General features: G+C 65.5%; 17 protein-coding genes and 1 pseudogene. 6 read left to right on the top strand and 12 right to left on the bottom strand.

Annotation, left to right across the window (positions count from 1 at the left end; translation table 11 throughout):
• A partial coding sequence (locus A8G08_RS25065; protein ID WP_068280377.1) for an alpha/beta fold hydrolase occupies window positions 1-717 on the bottom strand: 717 nt, incomplete at its 3' end.
• 54 nt (window positions 718-771) lie between these two features.
• Between A8G08_RS25065 and mhuD the strand changes: the two genes are divergently transcribed.
• From mhuD to A8G08_RS25045, 4 genes are all read left to right on the top strand, one after another.
• On the top strand, window positions 772-1,086 hold the full coding sequence (gene mhuD / locus A8G08_RS25060; protein WP_068280374.1) for a mycobilin-forming heme oxygenase MhuD: 315 nt from the start codon (window positions 772-774) through the stop codon (window positions 1,084-1,086).
• Between the two features lie 72 nt (window positions 1,087-1,158).
• Window positions 1,159-1,560 (top strand): hypothetical protein, encoded by a 402-nt coding sequence (locus A8G08_RS25055; RefSeq protein WP_068280372.1) that lies wholly within the window; start codon window positions 1,159-1,161, stop codon window positions 1,558-1,560.
• Window positions 1,561-1,806: 246 nt separating this feature from the next.
• A complete protein-coding gene (locus tag A8G08_RS25050) occupies window positions 1,807-2,001 on the top strand; it encodes a CbtB domain-containing protein (RefSeq protein WP_068280370.1) in 195 nt (64 codons plus the stop codon).
• Window positions 1,992-2,831 carry a CbtA family protein gene (locus A8G08_RS25045; RefSeq protein ID WP_068280367.1) on the top strand — a complete coding sequence of 280 codons (840 nt, stop codon included), beginning with the start codon at window positions 1,992-1,994 and terminating at the stop codon, window positions 2,829-2,831. The genes A8G08_RS25050 and A8G08_RS25045 overlap by 10 nt, the downstream gene beginning before the upstream one ends.
• Before the next feature lie 71 nt (window positions 2,832-2,902).
• Here the strand turns inward: A8G08_RS25045 and A8G08_RS25040 are convergent, their stop codons facing one another.
• Both A8G08_RS25040 and A8G08_RS25035 read right to left on the bottom strand, forming a co-directional pair.
• On the bottom strand, window positions 2,903-3,340 hold the full coding sequence (locus tag A8G08_RS25040) for an OsmC family protein (RefSeq protein WP_068280364.1): 438 nt from the start codon (window positions 3,338-3,340) through the stop codon (window positions 2,903-2,905).
• A gap of 170 nt (window positions 3,341-3,510) precedes the next feature.
• Window positions 3,511-6,033, bottom strand: a complete 2,523-nt coding sequence (locus A8G08_RS25035; protein ID WP_068280361.1) for an ATP-dependent Clp protease ATP-binding subunit — start codon at window positions 6,031-6,033, stop codon at window positions 3,511-3,513.
• A gap of 238 nt (window positions 6,034-6,271) precedes the next feature.
• On the opposite strand from A8G08_RS25035, the gene A8G08_RS25030 reads away from it, so the two are divergent.
• Window positions 6,272-6,895, top strand: coding sequence for a hypothetical protein (locus A8G08_RS25030; protein ID WP_068280358.1), 624 nt, complete (start codon window positions 6,272-6,274; stop codon window positions 6,893-6,895).
• 17 nt (window positions 6,896-6,912) lie between these two features.
• Here the strand turns inward: A8G08_RS25030 and A8G08_RS25025 are convergent.
• Window positions 6,913-7,832 (bottom strand): annotated as a pseudogene (locus A8G08_RS25025) (esterase/lipase family protein).
• Window positions 7,833-8,035: 203 nt separating this feature from the next.
• Between A8G08_RS25025 and A8G08_RS25020 the strand changes: the two are divergent.
• Window positions 8,036-8,992 carry an alpha/beta fold hydrolase gene (locus A8G08_RS25020; protein WP_068280355.1) on the top strand — a complete coding sequence of 319 codons (957 nt, stop codon included), beginning with the start codon at window positions 8,036-8,038 and terminating at the stop codon, window positions 8,990-8,992.
• Between the two features lie 76 nt (window positions 8,993-9,068).
• On the opposite strand, the gene A8G08_RS25015 is transcribed toward A8G08_RS25020, so the two are convergent.
• The 8 genes from A8G08_RS25015 to panD all read right to left on the bottom strand — a co-directional run bounded on the left by A8G08_RS25015 (window position 9,069) and on the right by panD (window position 15,219).
• Window positions 9,069-9,668, bottom strand: a complete 600-nt coding sequence (locus A8G08_RS25015) for an FHA domain-containing protein (RefSeq protein WP_245672997.1) — start codon at window positions 9,666-9,668, stop codon at window positions 9,069-9,071.
• A 143-nt stretch (window positions 9,669-9,811) separates the two neighbouring features.
• Window positions 9,812-10,117, bottom strand: coding sequence for a chorismate mutase (locus tag A8G08_RS25010; protein WP_245672995.1), 306 nt, complete (start codon window positions 10,115-10,117; stop codon window positions 9,812-9,814).
• 207 nt (window positions 10,118-10,324) lie between these two features.
• Entirely contained in the window at window positions 10,325-10,678 is a 354-nt protein-coding gene (locus A8G08_RS25005) for a histone-like nucleoid-structuring protein Lsr2 (protein ID WP_068280346.1), read from the bottom strand.
• Between the two features lie 302 nt (window positions 10,679-10,980).
• Window positions 10,981-12,504, bottom strand: a complete 1,524-nt coding sequence (lysS, locus tag A8G08_RS25000) for a lysine--tRNA ligase (RefSeq protein ID WP_068280344.1) — start codon at window positions 12,502-12,504, stop codon at window positions 10,981-10,983.
• A 269-nt stretch (window positions 12,505-12,773) separates the two neighbouring features.
• On the bottom strand, window positions 12,774-13,241 hold the full coding sequence (locus A8G08_RS24995) for a rhodanese-like domain-containing protein (RefSeq protein ID WP_068280341.1): 468 nt from the start codon (window positions 13,239-13,241) through the stop codon (window positions 12,774-12,776).
• On the bottom strand, window positions 13,238-13,831 hold the full coding sequence (locus tag A8G08_RS24990) for a cysteine dioxygenase (RefSeq protein WP_084436855.1): 594 nt from the start codon (window positions 13,829-13,831) through the stop codon (window positions 13,238-13,240). Before A8G08_RS24990 ends, A8G08_RS24995 begins: the two co-directional genes overlap by 4 nt.
• 138 nt (window positions 13,832-13,969) lie before the next feature.
• A complete protein-coding gene (locus A8G08_RS24985; RefSeq protein WP_068280339.1) occupies window positions 13,970-14,776 on the bottom strand; it encodes a type III pantothenate kinase in 807 nt (268 codons plus the stop codon).
• 23 nt (window positions 14,777-14,799) lie between these two features.
• Entirely contained in the window at window positions 14,800-15,219 is a 420-nt protein-coding gene (gene panD, locus A8G08_RS24980; RefSeq protein WP_068280336.1) for an aspartate 1-decarboxylase, read from the bottom strand.
• Window positions 15,220-15,232: the final 13 nt, after the last annotated feature.

Genomic DNA, 15,232 nt, shown 5'->3' with positions numbered 1-15,232 from the left:
TTCGACGGCGTCGCGGTAGCGCTGCGGCTGATCGTCGTGGACGAGGTGGCCGGCATCGGCGATCCGCAGGTACTGCGCTCCGGGATTGGACGCCGCCATCTCGCGCATCTGCCCCTCGGGGGTGATCGTGTACTCCGCCTCGAGCAACAACGTTGGCGCCGTCACCGCTTTCCACTGCGCCCAGAAGTCGCGGCGTCCCCACTCCTCGGAGATATCGCGGAAGGTCTCCACTTCGCCGTGCAGGTACCAGCCGTCGGCGCGACGCTCGAAGGAGTCCAGGAAGTACTTCCCCGCCACCGGGCCGAAATAGTCGTACATCGCCTGCTCGGTGACGAACGGCTGCGGCCAGGAGTGCACCATCGCGGCCCAGTCGGCGGCGGTCCGCCCGCGGAAGTCCGGCGCCATGTCCTCGACGACGAGCGCGCGCACCCGCCCGGGGTACTGAGCGGCGAACATCCAGCCGTGCAGGCCACCCATCGAGTGGCCGATAACGATCATCGGTTCGTCGATCTGCTCGAGTGCGTCGGCAAGATCGGCGACGAACGCCTCGGTGCTGAGTTCGGCAGGTGCGGGACGACCGTGCCCGGCAGCGTCGAAGGAGAAGACATGCCCGCGCTCGCGTAGCCAATCCACATGCCTGCCCCAGGTGCGAGCACTGCCCATCAGGCCGTGCAGCAACAGGATCGGGGCGCCGGTACCACCTTCGTCGTGCAACATGGCCGTTCAGGCTACGACAGATCGCGCACGGCTACGACAGGTAGTGTTTCGCACATGGCAGTCGTCAAGATCAACGCGATCGAGGTCCCGGAGGGCGCCGGGCCGGAACTCGAGAAGCGCTTCGCCCATCGCGCGCACGCCGTGGAGAACTCGCCCGGCTTCCTTGGTTTTCAGCTGCTCCGCCCCGTGAAGGGCGAGAACCGCTATTTCGTCGTCACGCACTGGGACTCGGAAGAGGCCTTCAAGGCGTGGGCCGAGGGTCCGGCCAGGGAGGCTCACGCCGGCGAGCGCGCCAAGCCTGTCTCCACCGGTGCCTCGCTGCTCGAATTCGAGGTAGTTCTCGACGTCGCTGCAGCGACCACGAGCTAACTCACCAGTAACGTCCCGCCTCCCGGCCAAGATCAAACAAAGGACAACCGAGTCCGGACCGGGAGGTGGGCAGTGCGCACAACGTTCAAACGTCTGGCACGAAGTACCGCGATCGTGACGGCTTCACTGGGCTTGATGCTCGGCGGCGCGGCGGTGGCGAATGCAGACGAGTGGCCGCCAATTCCGGATTATCCGACACCGCTTGTCCCGTTCGAGACGAAGGCATTCCTCACGCCCACCGACCTGGACTACTGGAACCCGTTGGCTTCCTCGAACCGGTTGAGCTCGCCGTACGGCACGAGCACCCGGATCGTGTGCACCGCGTTCCACGGCGTCCTGCTGGAATGCTGGCAGGCCGACCGGGCCGGCAACCCGCACAAGCTGACGAAACTGCCGTTCAACTTCCCGTCGATCACGGGTTGGCAGCTGCCCGGGGGCGGCCCGAGCCACTTCGTATATCCGTTCTGGAGCTGAGTTCGGCCCAGCGACCGGCGCTTTCGCGTCGGCTGTGTGCCGATCACCACACGCCGCCCCCGATTGACACTGCAAAATCGGGGGTGGGATAGTTCGCGAGTAAACACCTTGGCACTGCGGGAATACCGGTAGATTCCGGAGCGGTCGCGCCACTGTGAACCGGCCATACGAAACGGCTGGTGAGTCAGACCCCGGCGTGCCAATGGTCAACTACTGCCGGGACGCGAAATCCCAGGAGGCACACACATGGCTCTGGTCCACACACCCAGCCAGACGACCGAACCTATGCTCGCGCTGCTCATCGCAGCGGGCACCGTGCTGCTCGCGCTGATCACGCTGTACCTGGTCGGCTTCGACCAGGGCGCAATCTCGCGCAGCGGCATGTACATGCACGAGTTGATGCATGACGGTCGGCACCTGCTGGGCCTCCCGTGCCACTGACGGACACACTGCCCAAACTCCTTCTGCGCGGCCTGCTTGCGGGTCTTATTGCCGGCCTGCTTGCCGGTGGTGTCGCTTTCCTGCTCGGTGAGCCGCACGTCGATGCTGCGATCGCGATCGAGGAAGCAGGATCGGCGGCCGCGGAGCACGATGAGGGCGCCGCGACTACAGAGCATCACCATGACGGCGCTGCCACTGCGCCGCATTCGCACGAGGCGACCGAACCCGAGGGCCATTCGCACGGTGACGATGCACTCGTCAGCCGGACGGGACAGAAGTTCGGACTGTTCCTCGCGACCTCGCTCGCCGGGATCGCGCTCGGCGCGATCTTCGCGACGGTGATTTTCTACCTGCGTCGGTTCATTCCGCTCGCCGGGATCCCGTTGTCCATGGTCCTCGCGGGCGCTGGGTGGGTTGCCATCGAGGCAGTGCCGTTCTTCAAGTACCCGGCCAACCCGCCCGCAGTGGGCGACCCGGACACCATCAACGACCGCACGCTGTTGTGGCTCGGCGCTGTGGTGCTCGGACTGTTCGCCGTCGTCGCGGCGGGCTATGTCGCAACCCACCTGCACAGCAAGCTGGTCACGGTCCGTATTGCGGCGCCGCTGGTGACCTTCCTGGTGATCGTCGGTCTCGGTTACGTGCTGATGCCGAGCGTCAACGAGGTGCCCGACGACTTCCCGGCTACGCTGCTGTGGGAGTTCCGCATCTCGTCGATCACCGTGCAGGCCACGCTGTGGACGGCATTGGGACTCGCATTCGCGTTCCTCACCGAGCGCTCCACGCGCACGACCGCGGACTCCCCCACTCCGGTGGGCGCGGCCAGCTAGCCGAAGTACCCAAACGCAGTCGGGGCCCGAACACCAAATGGTGTCCGGGCCCCGCTTCGTTTATGTGTGGATCAGGCCAGGGCCGCGTCCAGCGTGATGTCCACGCCGGTCAGTGCCTTACTCACCGGGCAGCCCGCCTTGGCGGTCTGAGCGGCCTTCTCGAACCCATCCGCGTCGAGTCCGTCCACCTTGCCGCGCACGGTGATCTGGATGCCGGTGAGCCGGAAGCCGCCCGCCGGATCCGGGCCGAGCGTGACGTCCGCCGAAACGTCGAGCGACTGCGGGGTTCCGCCTGCCCTGCCGATCTCAGCCGACAGCGCCATCGAGAAGCACGCGGAATGCGCCGCTGCGATGAGCTCCTCGGGGCTGGTGGTGCCGTCCGCGTCGTCGGCCGACCGCTTGGGGAACGACACGTCGTAGGTGCCGACCCCGGAACTCGCCAGGGTTACCCGGCCGGAGCCGTCCTGAAGTCCACCGGTCCACTCGGTACGGGCGGTGCGTGTTGGCATGCGCAATTCCTTCCCTCGGGTTCGCAGTCGAACCTACTCCCGCGGTTGCCAGGAGCGCAGCCTGCGGAGCGACCCGCGGACCGGGTCGCGCCCGGTTGAAATCGGTACGGGTGGCAAACGCACAGCGGGCCGCCGAGTCCGAAGACTCGACGGCCCGCTGTGTCTAGCTGTTACTCGCCGCTGGCCAGCGCGGCCTCGGGCGAATCGGGCACCTTGGCCGGCTTCGGCGTGCCCTTGAACGTGAACTTCGCGTCCTCGCCCGCGCCCTCGCCGTCCCAGCCCTCGACATCGACCAGCACGATCTGGCCGGCGCCGATCTCGCCGAAGAGGATCTTCTCCGACAGCTGGTCCTCGATTTCGCGCTGGATGGTCCGGCGCAACGGCCGGGCACCGAGCACCGGATCGAAGCCACGCTTGGCCAGTAGCGACTTCGCCTGGTCGGTGAGCTCCATCTCCATGTCCTTGTTCTTCAGCTGCTTCTCGACGCGGCCGATCATCAGGTCCACCATCATCACGATCTGATCCGTGGTCAGCTGGTGGAAGACGATGACATCGTCGATGCGGTTGAGGAACTCGGGCCGGAAGTGCTTCTTGAGCTCGTCGTTGACCTTGTTCTTCATGCGCTCGTAGTTCGAGCCCTCGACGTTGGACTGCGCGAAACCGAGTCCGACGGCCTTCGAGATGTCGGACGTACCGAGGTTCGAGGTGAAGATCAGCACGGTGTTCTTGAAATCGACCGTGCGGCCCTGACCGTCGGTGAGACGGCCGTCCTCGAGCACCTGCAGGAGCGTGTTGTAGATCTCCTGGTGTGCCTTCTCGATCTCGTCGAACAGCACCACCGAGAACGGCTTGCGGCGCACCTTCTCGGTGAGCTGGCCGCCTTCCTCGTAGCCGACGTAACCGGGAGGCGCACCGAACAGCCGCGACGCGGTGAATCGGTCGTGGAACTCGCCCATGTCGATCTGGATGAGCGCATCGTCGTCGCCGAACAGGAAGTTCGCCAGCGCCTTGGACAGCTCGGTCTTACCGACACCGGACGGGCCGGCGAAGATGAACGAGCCGGACGGACGCTTCGGATCCTTCAGGCCGGCACGGGTGCGACGGATCGCCTTCGACACGGCCCGGACAGCGTCCTCCTGGCCGATGATCCGCTTGTGCAGCTCGTCCTCCATGCGGAGCAGACGTGTGGTCTCCTCCTCGGTGAGCTTGAACACCGGGATACCGGTCCAGTTGGCGAGCACCTCGGCGATCTGCTCGTCGTCGACCTCGGCGATCACGTCGAGATCACCGCTGCGCCACTGCTTCTCCCGCTCGGCACGCTTGGCGACAAGCTGCTTCTCCTTGTCGCGCAGGCTCGCGGCCTTCTCGAAGTCCTGCGCGTCGATCGCGGACTCCTTCTCCCGGCGCGCATCGGCGATCTTGTCGTCGAACTCGCGCAGGTCCGGCGGAGCCGTCATCCGGCGGATGCGCATGCGCGCGCCCGCCTCGTCGATGAGGTCGATCGCCTTGTCCGGCAGGAACCGGTCGTTGATGTAGCGGTCGGCCAGCGTCGCGGCAGCGACAAGTGCGCTGTCGGTGATCGAGACGCGGTGGTGCGCCTCGTACCGATCACGCAGACCCTTGAGGATGTTGATGGTGTGGTCCACCGTGGGCTCACCGACCTGCACCGGCTGGAACCGGCGCTCGAGGGCGGCGTCCTTCTCGATGTACTTGCGGTACTCGTCGAGCGTGGTGGCACCGATGGTCTGCAGCTCACCGCGAGCGAGCTTCGGCTTCAGGATCGACGCGGCGTCGATCGCGCCCTCGGCAGCGCCCGCACCGACGAGCGTGTGCAGCTCGTCGATGAACAGGATGATGTCGCCGCGGGTGTTGATCTCCTTGAGGACCTTCTTCAGGCGCTCTTCGAAGTCACCGCGGTAGCGGCTGCCCGCCACCAGCGAACCGAGGTCAAGGGTGTAGAGCTGCTTGTCCTTCAGCGTCTCCGGCACCTCGCCATTGACGATGGCCTGTGCAAGGCCCTCGACGACGGCGGTCTTGCCGACACCGGGCTCGCCGATCAGGACCGGGTTGTTCTTGGTGCGGCGCGACAGCACCTGCATCACGCGCTCGATCTCTTTCGAGCGTCCGATGACCGGGTCGAGTTTGCCTTCGAGCGCGGCCTGCGTCAGATTGCGGCCGAACTGGTCGAGCACGAGCGAGGTGGAGGGAGTACCGGCCTCGCCGCGGCTGCTGCCACCCTCTGCCGGCTCCTTGCCCTGGTAGCCGGACAGCAGCTGAATGACCTGCTGACGCACGCGGTTCAGGTCGGCGCCGAGCTTGACGAGCACCTGCGCGGCGACACCTTCGCCCTCGCGGATCAGGCCGAGCAGGATGTGCTCGGTGCCGATGTAGTTGTGGCCGAGCTGCAAAGCCTCACGGAGGCTGAGCTCGAGCACCTTCTTGGCGCGCGGGGTGAACGGGATATGCCCCGAAGGAGCCTGCTGGCCCTGGCCGATGATCTCCTCGACCTGGCTGCGCACACCCTCGAGGGAGATGCCCAACGACTCGAGCGACTTGGCGGCTACGCCTTCGCCCTCGTGAATCAGGCCGAGCAGAATGTGCTCAGTGCCGATGTAGTTGTGGTTGAGCATCCGGGCCTCTTCCTGGGCCAGGACGACGACTCGCCGCGCGCGGTCGGTAAACCTCTCGAACATCGTTCTCCCTCACTTCGCTCCGGCGCTGACGCCACCGGGTAGGCGCTGGAATCCGCAAAGAATCCCACTCCCCCGCCTCTACTGTAGTTGGCGAGGTGCACGAACGTCGCCTCTGTGGTGGGTAGACCACGGACGCCGATCGGCTTACTTCAGTTAACGCGACCAGCGATGATTTCGTTTCCCCGACCTGTACGCCGACAGCGAACGCCCAAGGATCTTCGTGAATCGAATACTCGTCATGCGCCGCGAGTCCTGGGGTTTCGCGATCGGATCGGTGTTGTTTGCCCTCGGGGCGTGGCCCGCCTACGCAAGCGCGGTCGGCGAACGGCTCGACAACCTCACGTATTTCGTCGGCTCGGTCTTCTTCACTTTGGCGGGCTTCATCCAGCTACGCCTGTCCGGGCGCCCGGTGCCGAACGCCGAGTCGCATCGGGTGGAGCGCTGGGACTACTGGTCGGCCGCCGTGCAGTTCATCGGGACCCTGCTGTTCAACGTCTCGACGGGCGCGACCCTGATCGTCAGCCTCACCGCCGATCAGGCCAACCAGTGGGTGTGGCGTCCCGATGCGTTCGGCTCGATCGCGTTCCTGGCGTCGAGTGCATTGGCGGTCCTGGCAACGACCGACACCGACAAGCTGTGGGATCCGCACGCCCGGAACTGGCTGAGCAGCTGGCTGAACATGATCGGCTCAATCGCCTTCGGTATCTCGGCGGTGGGCGCGTACCTCGATCCGACCACGGGAGAGCTTCACAACGCGCGCACGGCCAATCTAGGCACCTTTGTCGGCGCGTTGTGCTTCCTGGCTGCGGCAGTGCTGGCCCTACCGCCTAAACCGGCCGAGGAACGCGCCGCCACCACATGACGGCGCAGCGGCTCGAACTAGCCCGTGAACGGCGGCGCGAATTCGCACGGCACCGGCCGGGGTGCGCCGGGTCCAACGCGTTGAGCACGAAGGTCGCCGCTCGCCGGCTTCCCGCGATACCCGCGTGCTCGGAGTAATCCTGTGCGCAGCCGTCCTGCACCACGATGTTCGTGGAGTTCGGAGCGTTGAGGATGCCGCTGGTGTACGGCACGACCAGCTCGTCGTAGCGGGTCATGATGTTGGTGTAGGTGACGCCCGGGACAGCCATGCCACCGGCCTGCAGCTCGGTGATGAACGGCGAACCGGTCACCATCTGCAGGCATGCGCCGCACAGCGGGGTGAGCAACTGGTCGAAGACAGTGATGCCGAGGCGTCGCGTGAACGCCGAGATCGCCGCGCCCTCGCCGGCGTTCGTGCCGTTCCACAGCGGGGCAAGCGATACGTACTTGTCCACCTTGCCCGCACCGCCGAGGTGCTTGAGGTAGTACGTCGGCATCAGGGTGCCCTGCGAGTGGCCGACGATGTCCACCTTGGACGCACCAGTGGCGGCGAGGACCCGATCGACGTACACCGCGAGGTCGGCGGCGCTCTTGTCGATCGAGGCGAGCCCGCCGATCGCCGTGACGGGCCACGGCAGGTTCGTGAGATTGCCGAAGGTGGGCGCGAAGACGCAGTACCCCTCGTTCGCCAGCAGCGGCGCGTACGCGCCCCAGTTCGTCTGCTGTGAGCCGCCTGTGCCATGCACCAGGATCACCGGATTCGGGTGTGCCGCTGACGGTTTGCAGTTCCAGTCGTTGCTGCCGGGCAGCGATCCGCCGGGGTTGGTCAGCTCTGCCGGGATCCCGGACAAGAAGTTGTAGTCCACGGGCAGGGGTGCGCCCTGCGCGGTTGCCGGCGCGGCCAGTAGGCCGAGTGCGGTGAGCGCAGCGCCGACCATCAGGCGAACAGAAATCACTGGAACCTCCCCGTAGGACACCGTGTCCGAAACACGGCGCTCGGCAGAGGCTAGCCCGGAAACCGCCACCTTGGTAGTGAAATCTCCACCCCGCGGGGCCCCTGGTGCACCTTCGGGTCCGTATCGGCGACGGCGGCCCCAGAGCAAAGTCGAAGGTGTCATTAACAGCCCGATCGGAGACCGCGATGACCGCCTCAGCGCAGCAGAACCGGTTCGACACCGAAGACCGGTTCCGGATCACCACCGACGATGGTGTTTCGCTCGCCGTGCGCACCTCCGGTCCAGCTGATGCCGATGTCACCGTGGTTCTCCTGCACGGGCACTGCCTGCGAGATGAGTCCTGGAGCTACGTTCGCGACCTGCTGGGGAACGCCCCGCAGCAGCCGCGCATCGTGAGCTTCGATCACCGCGGCCACGGCGACTCCGATGAAGCGGATGCCGCGACCTACACCCTCGACCAGCTCGCCCACGATCTGCGTGCCGTGCTCGACCAGGTGGTCGGCACCTCGCAGGCGATCCTCGTCGGGCATTCGATGGGTGGCATGACCGCACTGACCTACACCAGGAACTTTCCCGAGGAGATTGGCAACCGCGTCGCCGGCGTCGCGCTGATCGCCACGGCCGCGAGCGGGCTTCCGGATTCCGGTTTCGGCCGCTTCCTGCAGCACCCCGTCATCTCCTGGTTCCAGGCCGCCACCCGCCGCGCCCCGCGGCTGGTCACCCGCACGAAGCGCGCGGCCTGCCGAGTCTTTGCTCCCGTGATCCGGATCGCCGAGTTCGGCCGGGCGGTCAACCCGCGCGTCGTCGCACTGGCCAATGCCATGCACAACGAGACCCCGATCGAGACGATGGCCAGCTTCCTGAGCGAGTTCATGGTCTACGACGAGTCCGATGCGCTGCCCGCGCTCGGCGCGATCCCGACCGTGGTGTTGTGCGGCTCGGACGACCTGATGACGCCGCCGTCGCATTCCATCGCGATGGCTGCGGCCATCCCCGGCGCCGAACTGGTCGGCGTCCTCGATGCCGGCCACGCGGTGATCATGGAGCAGCCCGACTCGGTCGCCACCGCGATCGGCCGGCTGATCGACGACGTGCGGGCCGCGCGCCCGTCCACCGTGCGCAAGCTGGCGCTCGCCGCCTGAGCCGCAACCCAAGAACCACCATCCAGCCGGGCGCCCGTGACTGCGGGCGTCCGGCGCTTCTTTGTGCGAAGCCTGGCTACAGGTCGCGCTCGGAAATGATCCCGCTCTGAATCGCGAGTTCCGCCAAGCGAACCCGCTTCTGGTTCTGCGGCAGATCCTCCACACCGAACTTGGCGAACAGCGCGCGCAGGTGCGTCTTGATCGCGTCCACGCTCAGGAACAACTCCCCCGCGATCTGCTGATTCGACGCGGGTGTGGCGAAGCTGGCGTTGTGTTTGTAGGGCCGGCACAGCGCAACCAGCACCGAGCGCTGCGTCTCGGTCAGCGAACGCACGGTCGGCATCGTGCCCGACGAGATGCGGGTGACGTCGTCCATACCGCCGCCGAACTCGTGAAAGGTGAGCAACGAGCCGCCGACGCGGATCCGGTCACCGGCGCGCAGGCTACGTCGCCCCGCGATGCGCTCGCCGTTGACGAACGTCCCGTTTCGGGACAGGCCGTCGTCGACGATCGTCCAGTGCGTACTCATCCACTCGACCGCGGCATGCAGGCGCGACACCTCGTCATCCCAGGTGAGGGCGATATCTGCTTGCGGCGACCGGCCGATGGTCACACGCGGATGACCGGGCGCTAGGACTACCTCCTGCGACCGGCCGTCCGAATCGGCAAAACGCAGACACGGACCATCTAGGACACTCACAAAGACCTCTGGGGCACGGGTCAATCGTGCAACGAAGGGCACCGGGCGGCAAGATCACCGCGCCGGTGCCCTTCGTATTGCGTTATCCCCGCTCTGTCGGGGGTTTGCCGAGCGCCCCGTCAGGCCTGGGGCACTCCACTGCGGCCGAGTCGCATAAGCAGGATTGCCAGACCAACGCCCTCGCGGCCGAGTTCGGCCTCGTAGCGGCGCACAGCGCCCATTTCGCTGTGATGGGCGGTGCGCGGCAACCCCGCGTGCATCCTGGCTGTGCCTGCCGAATGAGTGAGTTCGGTACGTCGACGGACCAGTTCGACAATCTCCGAGTCGAGATCGTCGATCGCGGCGCGCAGATCCTCGGAATCGAGGTCGTCCCGGAGGGCGGTCGGAAGCGCGGTTGCCATCATTTCGATCCCTGCCTTTTTCATAGCTCGTACCGGACTTTGCGTGTCCAATTTTTGTCGCAGTGCCCGAATCGCGATAGCCACCCAAGGTGGGGTGTTAACACCCCCCTAGTCGAGAAATTCGCCCGCGCGCCGTGCGAAATCGTGCCCGAAAAAATAGACCGCCCGGCCCCCACGACGGGCCGGGCGGTTGCTGCACCCCACGATCAGCGGGGTGATGCGTTCTGTATGTCAGTTCGCGGTGTTGTAGGCCTCGATGACGTCGGCGGAGATGCGGCCGCGGGCAGAAACCTTGTGCCCGTTGCGACGTGCCCAATCGCGAATCGCGGCGCTCTGCTCGCGGTCAACCGGAACGCGGACCTTGGTGGTCGTCGCGGTGGCCGGAGCCGGCTTCACCCGGCGCCGTCCGCTGATGCGGCGCGCGCTCTCGATCCAAGCCTGCAGTTGTTCGCGAAGAAGTTCTGCGTTTTCCGCCGCAAGGTCGATCTCGTATGAAACACCATCGAGGCCGAATTCAACAGTCTCATCCGCAACCGCCTCGCCGTCGACATCGTCGATCAACGTGACAGTGACCTTTTTTGCCATCAGATGACATTCCCTTCGAATGAAGCGCAATCAACGCGCGACGGAAGTACTTCAACTCGAGACTACCTTCTGATCGCCGAATTCCAGAATTACCCGGAACGCCCATTTCGGTTGTGACGAATCAGTGACCGCGGTGATTCTTCCGTGGGCGAATCTGGATAGCCATGATTCACCTACGGCAAATCTGTGTCGACGCTGATTCACCTGCCGTGAATCCCTGTCAGTACGCGTTAGCCCCGGCGGAACAGCACCTTATGGCTTCGAGTGCGAAAAATCCAGTGCCCGAGGGCGGACCGAATCTACTACCCCTGCGGACGGACAATGGGAAACAGGATCGTCTCCCGGATTCCATGCCCGGTGAGCGCCATCAACAACCGGTCGATTCCCATGCCGGTACCGGTAGTCGGCGGCATTCCGTGTTCCATCGCGGCGAGAAACTCCTCGTCGAGCACCATTGCCTCATCGTCACCCGCGGACGCCAGCCGGGCCTGATCGACGAACCGCTCGCGCTGAATCACCGGATCGACGAGTTCGGAATAGCCTGTGGCCAACTCGAATCCACGGACGTAGAGATCCCACTTCTCCGCGACGCCCGGACGGCTCCGGTGCTGGCGGGTCAACGGCGAGGTTTCGATCGGGAAATCACGCACGAAGGTCGGCACGTCGAGCTTGTCGCCGTAAACGTGCTCCCACAGTTCTTCGACGAGTTTTCCGTGCCCGTATCCCTTGCCCTGCGGAATTTCCAGCCCGACGCGCTCGGCGAGCTCCATCAATTCCGCGACCGTGGTGTCCGGGGTCACTTCCACGCCGATTGATTCCGACAGCGACGGATACATCTCGACGGTGGCCCATTCACCGCTGAAGTCGTACTCGGTGCCGTCGGCAAGCGTGACGACCTGCGTGCCGAGCGCTTCCTGCGCGACTTCTTGAATGAGCTCACGGGTCATGCGGGCCGAATCGTCATAGGTGCCGTAGGCCTCGTAGGTTTCCAGCATCGCGAATTCCGGCGAGTGCGTGGAGTCCGCGCCCTCGTTGCGGAAGTTCCGGTTGATTTCGAAGACCTTCTCGATACCACCGACGACGCAGCGCTTGAGAAACAGCTCAGGAGCGATCCGCAGATAGAGATCCATATCGAGCGCATTGGAATGCGTGACGAACGGGCGGGCGGCCGCGCCACCGTGCAGCGTCTGCAGCATCGGAGTTTCCACCTCGAGGAAACCGCGCCGTTCCAGCGCATTGCGCAACGCGCGCATGACGGCAACGCGCTTACGCGCCATTTCCCGCGCCTCGGGACGCACGATCAGGTCCACATAGCGCTGCCGGACCCGGGACTCCTCGTTCATTTCCTTGTGCGCGACAGGAAGCGGGCGCAGCGACTTGGAGACAATAGTCCAGGCGTCGGCCATGACGCTCAGCTCGCCTCGGCGCGAGGAAATCACCTCGCCGTGGACAAAAACAAAGTCCCCGAGGTCCGCATCGGACTTCCAGGCCGCGAGCGACTCCTCGCCGATACCAGCAAGGCTCAGCATGACCTGCAATTGCGTGCCGTCGCCCTCCTGAAGGGTCGCGAAGCACAGCTTGCCGGTATTGCGAGCGAAGATCACGCGGCCGGCCACACCGACCTGTTCACCGGTCGCGGTATCCGGTTCGAGGTCCGGGAATTTGGCCCTGATCTCGGCAAGGGTGTGCGTGCGCGGCACGACAACCGGGTACGGATCGGCACCCTCGGCGAGTAGACGCTCCCGCTTGGACCGACGCACGCGGATCTGCTCCGGCGTGTCGTCGTCTTGGGGATGGGCAGCAGCCTTGGCGTCCGTTTCACTCACGGAAGGCAAGCCTAGCTGCGCAGGTCAGAACGGTTGGAGCCGCCCGGCATTACGCGCCTTTGTTGCTACTAAACGCGCACCTTTCACCGCCACCGCGCACGCCTGGGCGTGCGCGACAAGCCGAAAAGGTGCGCGGCGAGGGTTCCCCAGCGGATCGCGCACTTTTGCAGCCAACGCACAGTCAAGGGGTCCCCACCTGAACGCGCACCTTTCACAGCCACCGCGCACGCCTGGGCGTGCGCGACGAGCCGAAGGGGTGCGCGACGAGCTCAGGCGGTGATGACCGTCCGCGCCTCGCGGATGAAATGCGGCGCGCGGGTTGCCGCGCCGAGCAGGCCCGCGGCCTTGAGCGCCTGGTACCCGCCCACGAGATCGGTGGCACGGTGAATGCCGAGTTCCTGCAGTGCCGCCGCGGCCAGGCTCGAGGTGTAACCCTCCGAGCAGACGATTACCCACTCGACATCGTGGTCCACCGCGAGGCCGATCCGCGCCGAACTGGTCGGGTCGCAACGCCATTCCAGGACATTGCGCTCGATCGCGAGCGCACCGAGCAGCGTGCCTTCGCGGTCGCGCTGCGCCTGCGGGCGAATGTCGACCACAATCGCGCCGCGCTCGATCGCGGCCGGCAGCTCGAATGCGTACATCCGGTCCAGCTGTGCGCGAGCCTCTTCCAGCACGTCGTCGATGGTCTTGGGCGCTCCGGTCCGCTCCGCCGGCGCCACGAGTGTCGTGCTCATTTCAGGTCGCCTTCCGGCTGGTCGGTGAGTTCGGTGCGGGTGCGGCGCAGCGTCCCGCGGTCGGTGACGTCGTAGTAGGACATCGCGGTGAGCGGCGGTGAGTAGGCGTGCACGCTGAGCGTCGGAGTTATCGGATCCTGCTCGATCGGGCCGGAAGTCCAGGCCACGTCGTGCACCCAGCCGATCGGGAAGGACGCCTGATCACCGTCGTGCAGCGTGCGGTGCACGAGTTGATCACCGGCCCAACGGAACTCGGACAGGGCCCCGCTCAGCACCGTGAGCGCGCCGAGCGAACCGGCGTGATCGTGCAATTCGGTCGACTTGCCGGGAACCCAGCTGATCAGCCAGACATCGACGTCCTCGTCGGCACGCAGTCGCGCACCCCAGCGGTTCGTCGTGGGCCAGATGCCACCGGGCGGAAGCAGGTGATCGAACTTGCCGGAGAGCACATCGTCGGCGCCCTGGTCAGTGATCCAGAGCAGGTCCGCGGGTAGCAGCCGGGTCGGCAGTGCGGCATCGAGGTGCGGCACCGGCAATCGGCGGGACCGGCCGGAAAACACGGAAATATCAGAAGAAGGTGCGGAAAGCATGAGAGAAACTCCCAGGAATGTGTGATTGATCGAGGCAGACGTCAGCCTCGACAACACTCCTGGGCGCTCATGCGGATGGACACGCGGACGAGTGTAGCAGCCGCCTCCGAGAGGCGCACGCGACGAAGAATGCGCAGATCAGGGGTGGCGGGCACGGATCTTGTCCCGGTTGCGCTCGTAGACCAGACGAAGGCCTTCCAGCGTCAGATCGGCCTCGTGGTGCTCGATCGTCTCCGACTCGGGCACGATCAGTGGTGCGCTGTCGCCGGTGGCAATTACCGCGACATCAGTGCCGCTGAATGCGGGCAGGTCGTCGCGAATCCGGTCTACCAGACCGTCGACCATCGCGGCGAAGCCGAAAACCGCACCGGACTGCATGCATTCGACGGTGTTCTTGCCGACCACCGAGCGTGGCCGGACCAGTTCGACCTTGCGAAGGGCGGCACTTTGGGACGCCAGCGCGTCCATCGAGATCTCCACGCCCGGGCCGATGATGCCGCCAAGGAATTCACCCTTCGCCGATACCACATCCACACACGTGGACGTGCCGAAGTCGACGACGATGGCAGGCGAGTCGTACAGGTGATGTGCGGCAAGGCAATTGATGATGCGGTCGGCCCCGACTTCCTTCGGGTTGTCGACCAAGAGTGGCACGCCGGTGCGGACACCCGGCTCGACCACGACATGCGGGACATGACCCCAGTAACGGCTCAGCATCACCCGGACCTCGCGCAACACCGAGGGCACCGTGGACAGCGCCGAGACGCCGGTGATCTCGTCCACGTGCGACCCGAGCAGCCCACGCAAAAGCAACGCGAACTCGTCGGCGGTCACCCGCGGATCGGTGTGCATCCGCCAGTCACGCACCAGCTTGGCGTGTTCCCCACTGCCGGAGAACAGCCCGAGCACGATGTGCGTGTTGCGGACGTCGATGGTGAGCAGCACTGAGTGGTCCCGAGTTGGATCGCTCAGACGACCGAGAGCTGGCGGGGCGTAATGAGACCCGAGCCCTCCGGTGCGTGTGCCGGATCCGAGCCGAGCTCGACGGGCCGGTTCATGTCGTCGACGAAGACGACGCGCGGCTCGTACTTGCGGATCTCCTCCTCGTTCATCACCCCGTAGGAGATAAGGATGACGAGATCGCCTGGGTTGACGAGATGCGCTGCGGCTCCGTTGATTCCGATCACGCCGGAGCCGGCCTCGCCGGTGATGACGTAGGTCTCGAGCCGAGCACCGTTGGTGATGTCGACGATGCAGACCTGCTCACCCTCGAGCAGATCGGCCGCCTCCATGAGGTCGCGGTCGACGGTGACCGAGCCGACGTAGTGCAGGTCGGCGTGCGTCACCGTGGCCCGGTGAATCTTGGACTTCATCATTGTGCGCAACATTTCCTGTCACCCT

It is taken from the genome of Aldersonia kunmingensis (assembly GCF_001646865.1).
Lineage (GTDB): Bacteria > Actinomycetota > Actinomycetes > Mycobacteriales > Mycobacteriaceae > Aldersonia > Aldersonia kunmingensis.
Note: the sequence above shows the minus strand (reverse complement) of the source record. Positions and strands in the feature narration are given on the sequence as shown.

Bases quoted from the DNA above. Each gene is read 5' to 3' on its own strand.
- A8G08_RS25040 (WP_068280364.1), bottom strand. From the start codon at position 3,340: ATGCCAACACGCACCGCCCGTACCGAGTGGACCGGTGGACTTCAGGAC.
- panD (WP_068280336.1), bottom strand. From the start codon at position 15,219: ATGTTGCGCACAATGATGAAGTCCAAGATTCACCGGGCCACGGTGACG.
- A8G08_RS24990 (WP_084436855.1), bottom strand. From the start codon at position 13,831: ATGCTTTCCGCACCTTCTTCTGATATTTCCGTGTTTTCCGGCCGGTCC.
- A8G08_RS25020 (WP_068280355.1), top strand. From the start codon at position 8,036: ATGACCGCCTCAGCGCAGCAGAACCGGTTCGACACCGAAGACCGGTTC.
- A8G08_RS25050 (WP_068280370.1), top strand. From the start codon at position 1,807: ATGGCTCTGGTCCACACACCCAGCCAGACGACCGAACCTATGCTCGCG.
- A8G08_RS25030 (WP_068280358.1), top strand. From the start codon at position 6,272: ATGCGCCGCGAGTCCTGGGGTTTCGCGATCGGATCGGTGTTGTTTGCC.
- mhuD (WP_068280374.1), top strand. From the start codon at position 772: ATGGCAGTCGTCAAGATCAACGCGATCGAGGTCCCGGAGGGCGCCGGG.
- A8G08_RS25005 (WP_068280346.1), bottom strand. From the start codon at position 10,678: ATGGCAAAAAAGGTCACTGTCACGTTGATCGACGATGTCGACGGCGAG.
- A8G08_RS25035 (WP_068280361.1), bottom strand. From the start codon at position 6,033: ATGTTCGAGAGGTTTACCGACCGCGCGCGGCGAGTCGTCGTCCTGGCC.
- A8G08_RS24995 (WP_068280341.1), bottom strand. From the start codon at position 13,241: ATGAGCACGACACTCGTGGCGCCGGCGGAGCGGACCGGAGCGCCCAAG.
- A8G08_RS25010 (WP_245672995.1), bottom strand. From the start codon at position 10,117: ATGAAAAAGGCAGGGATCGAAATGATGGCAACCGCGCTTCCGACCGCC.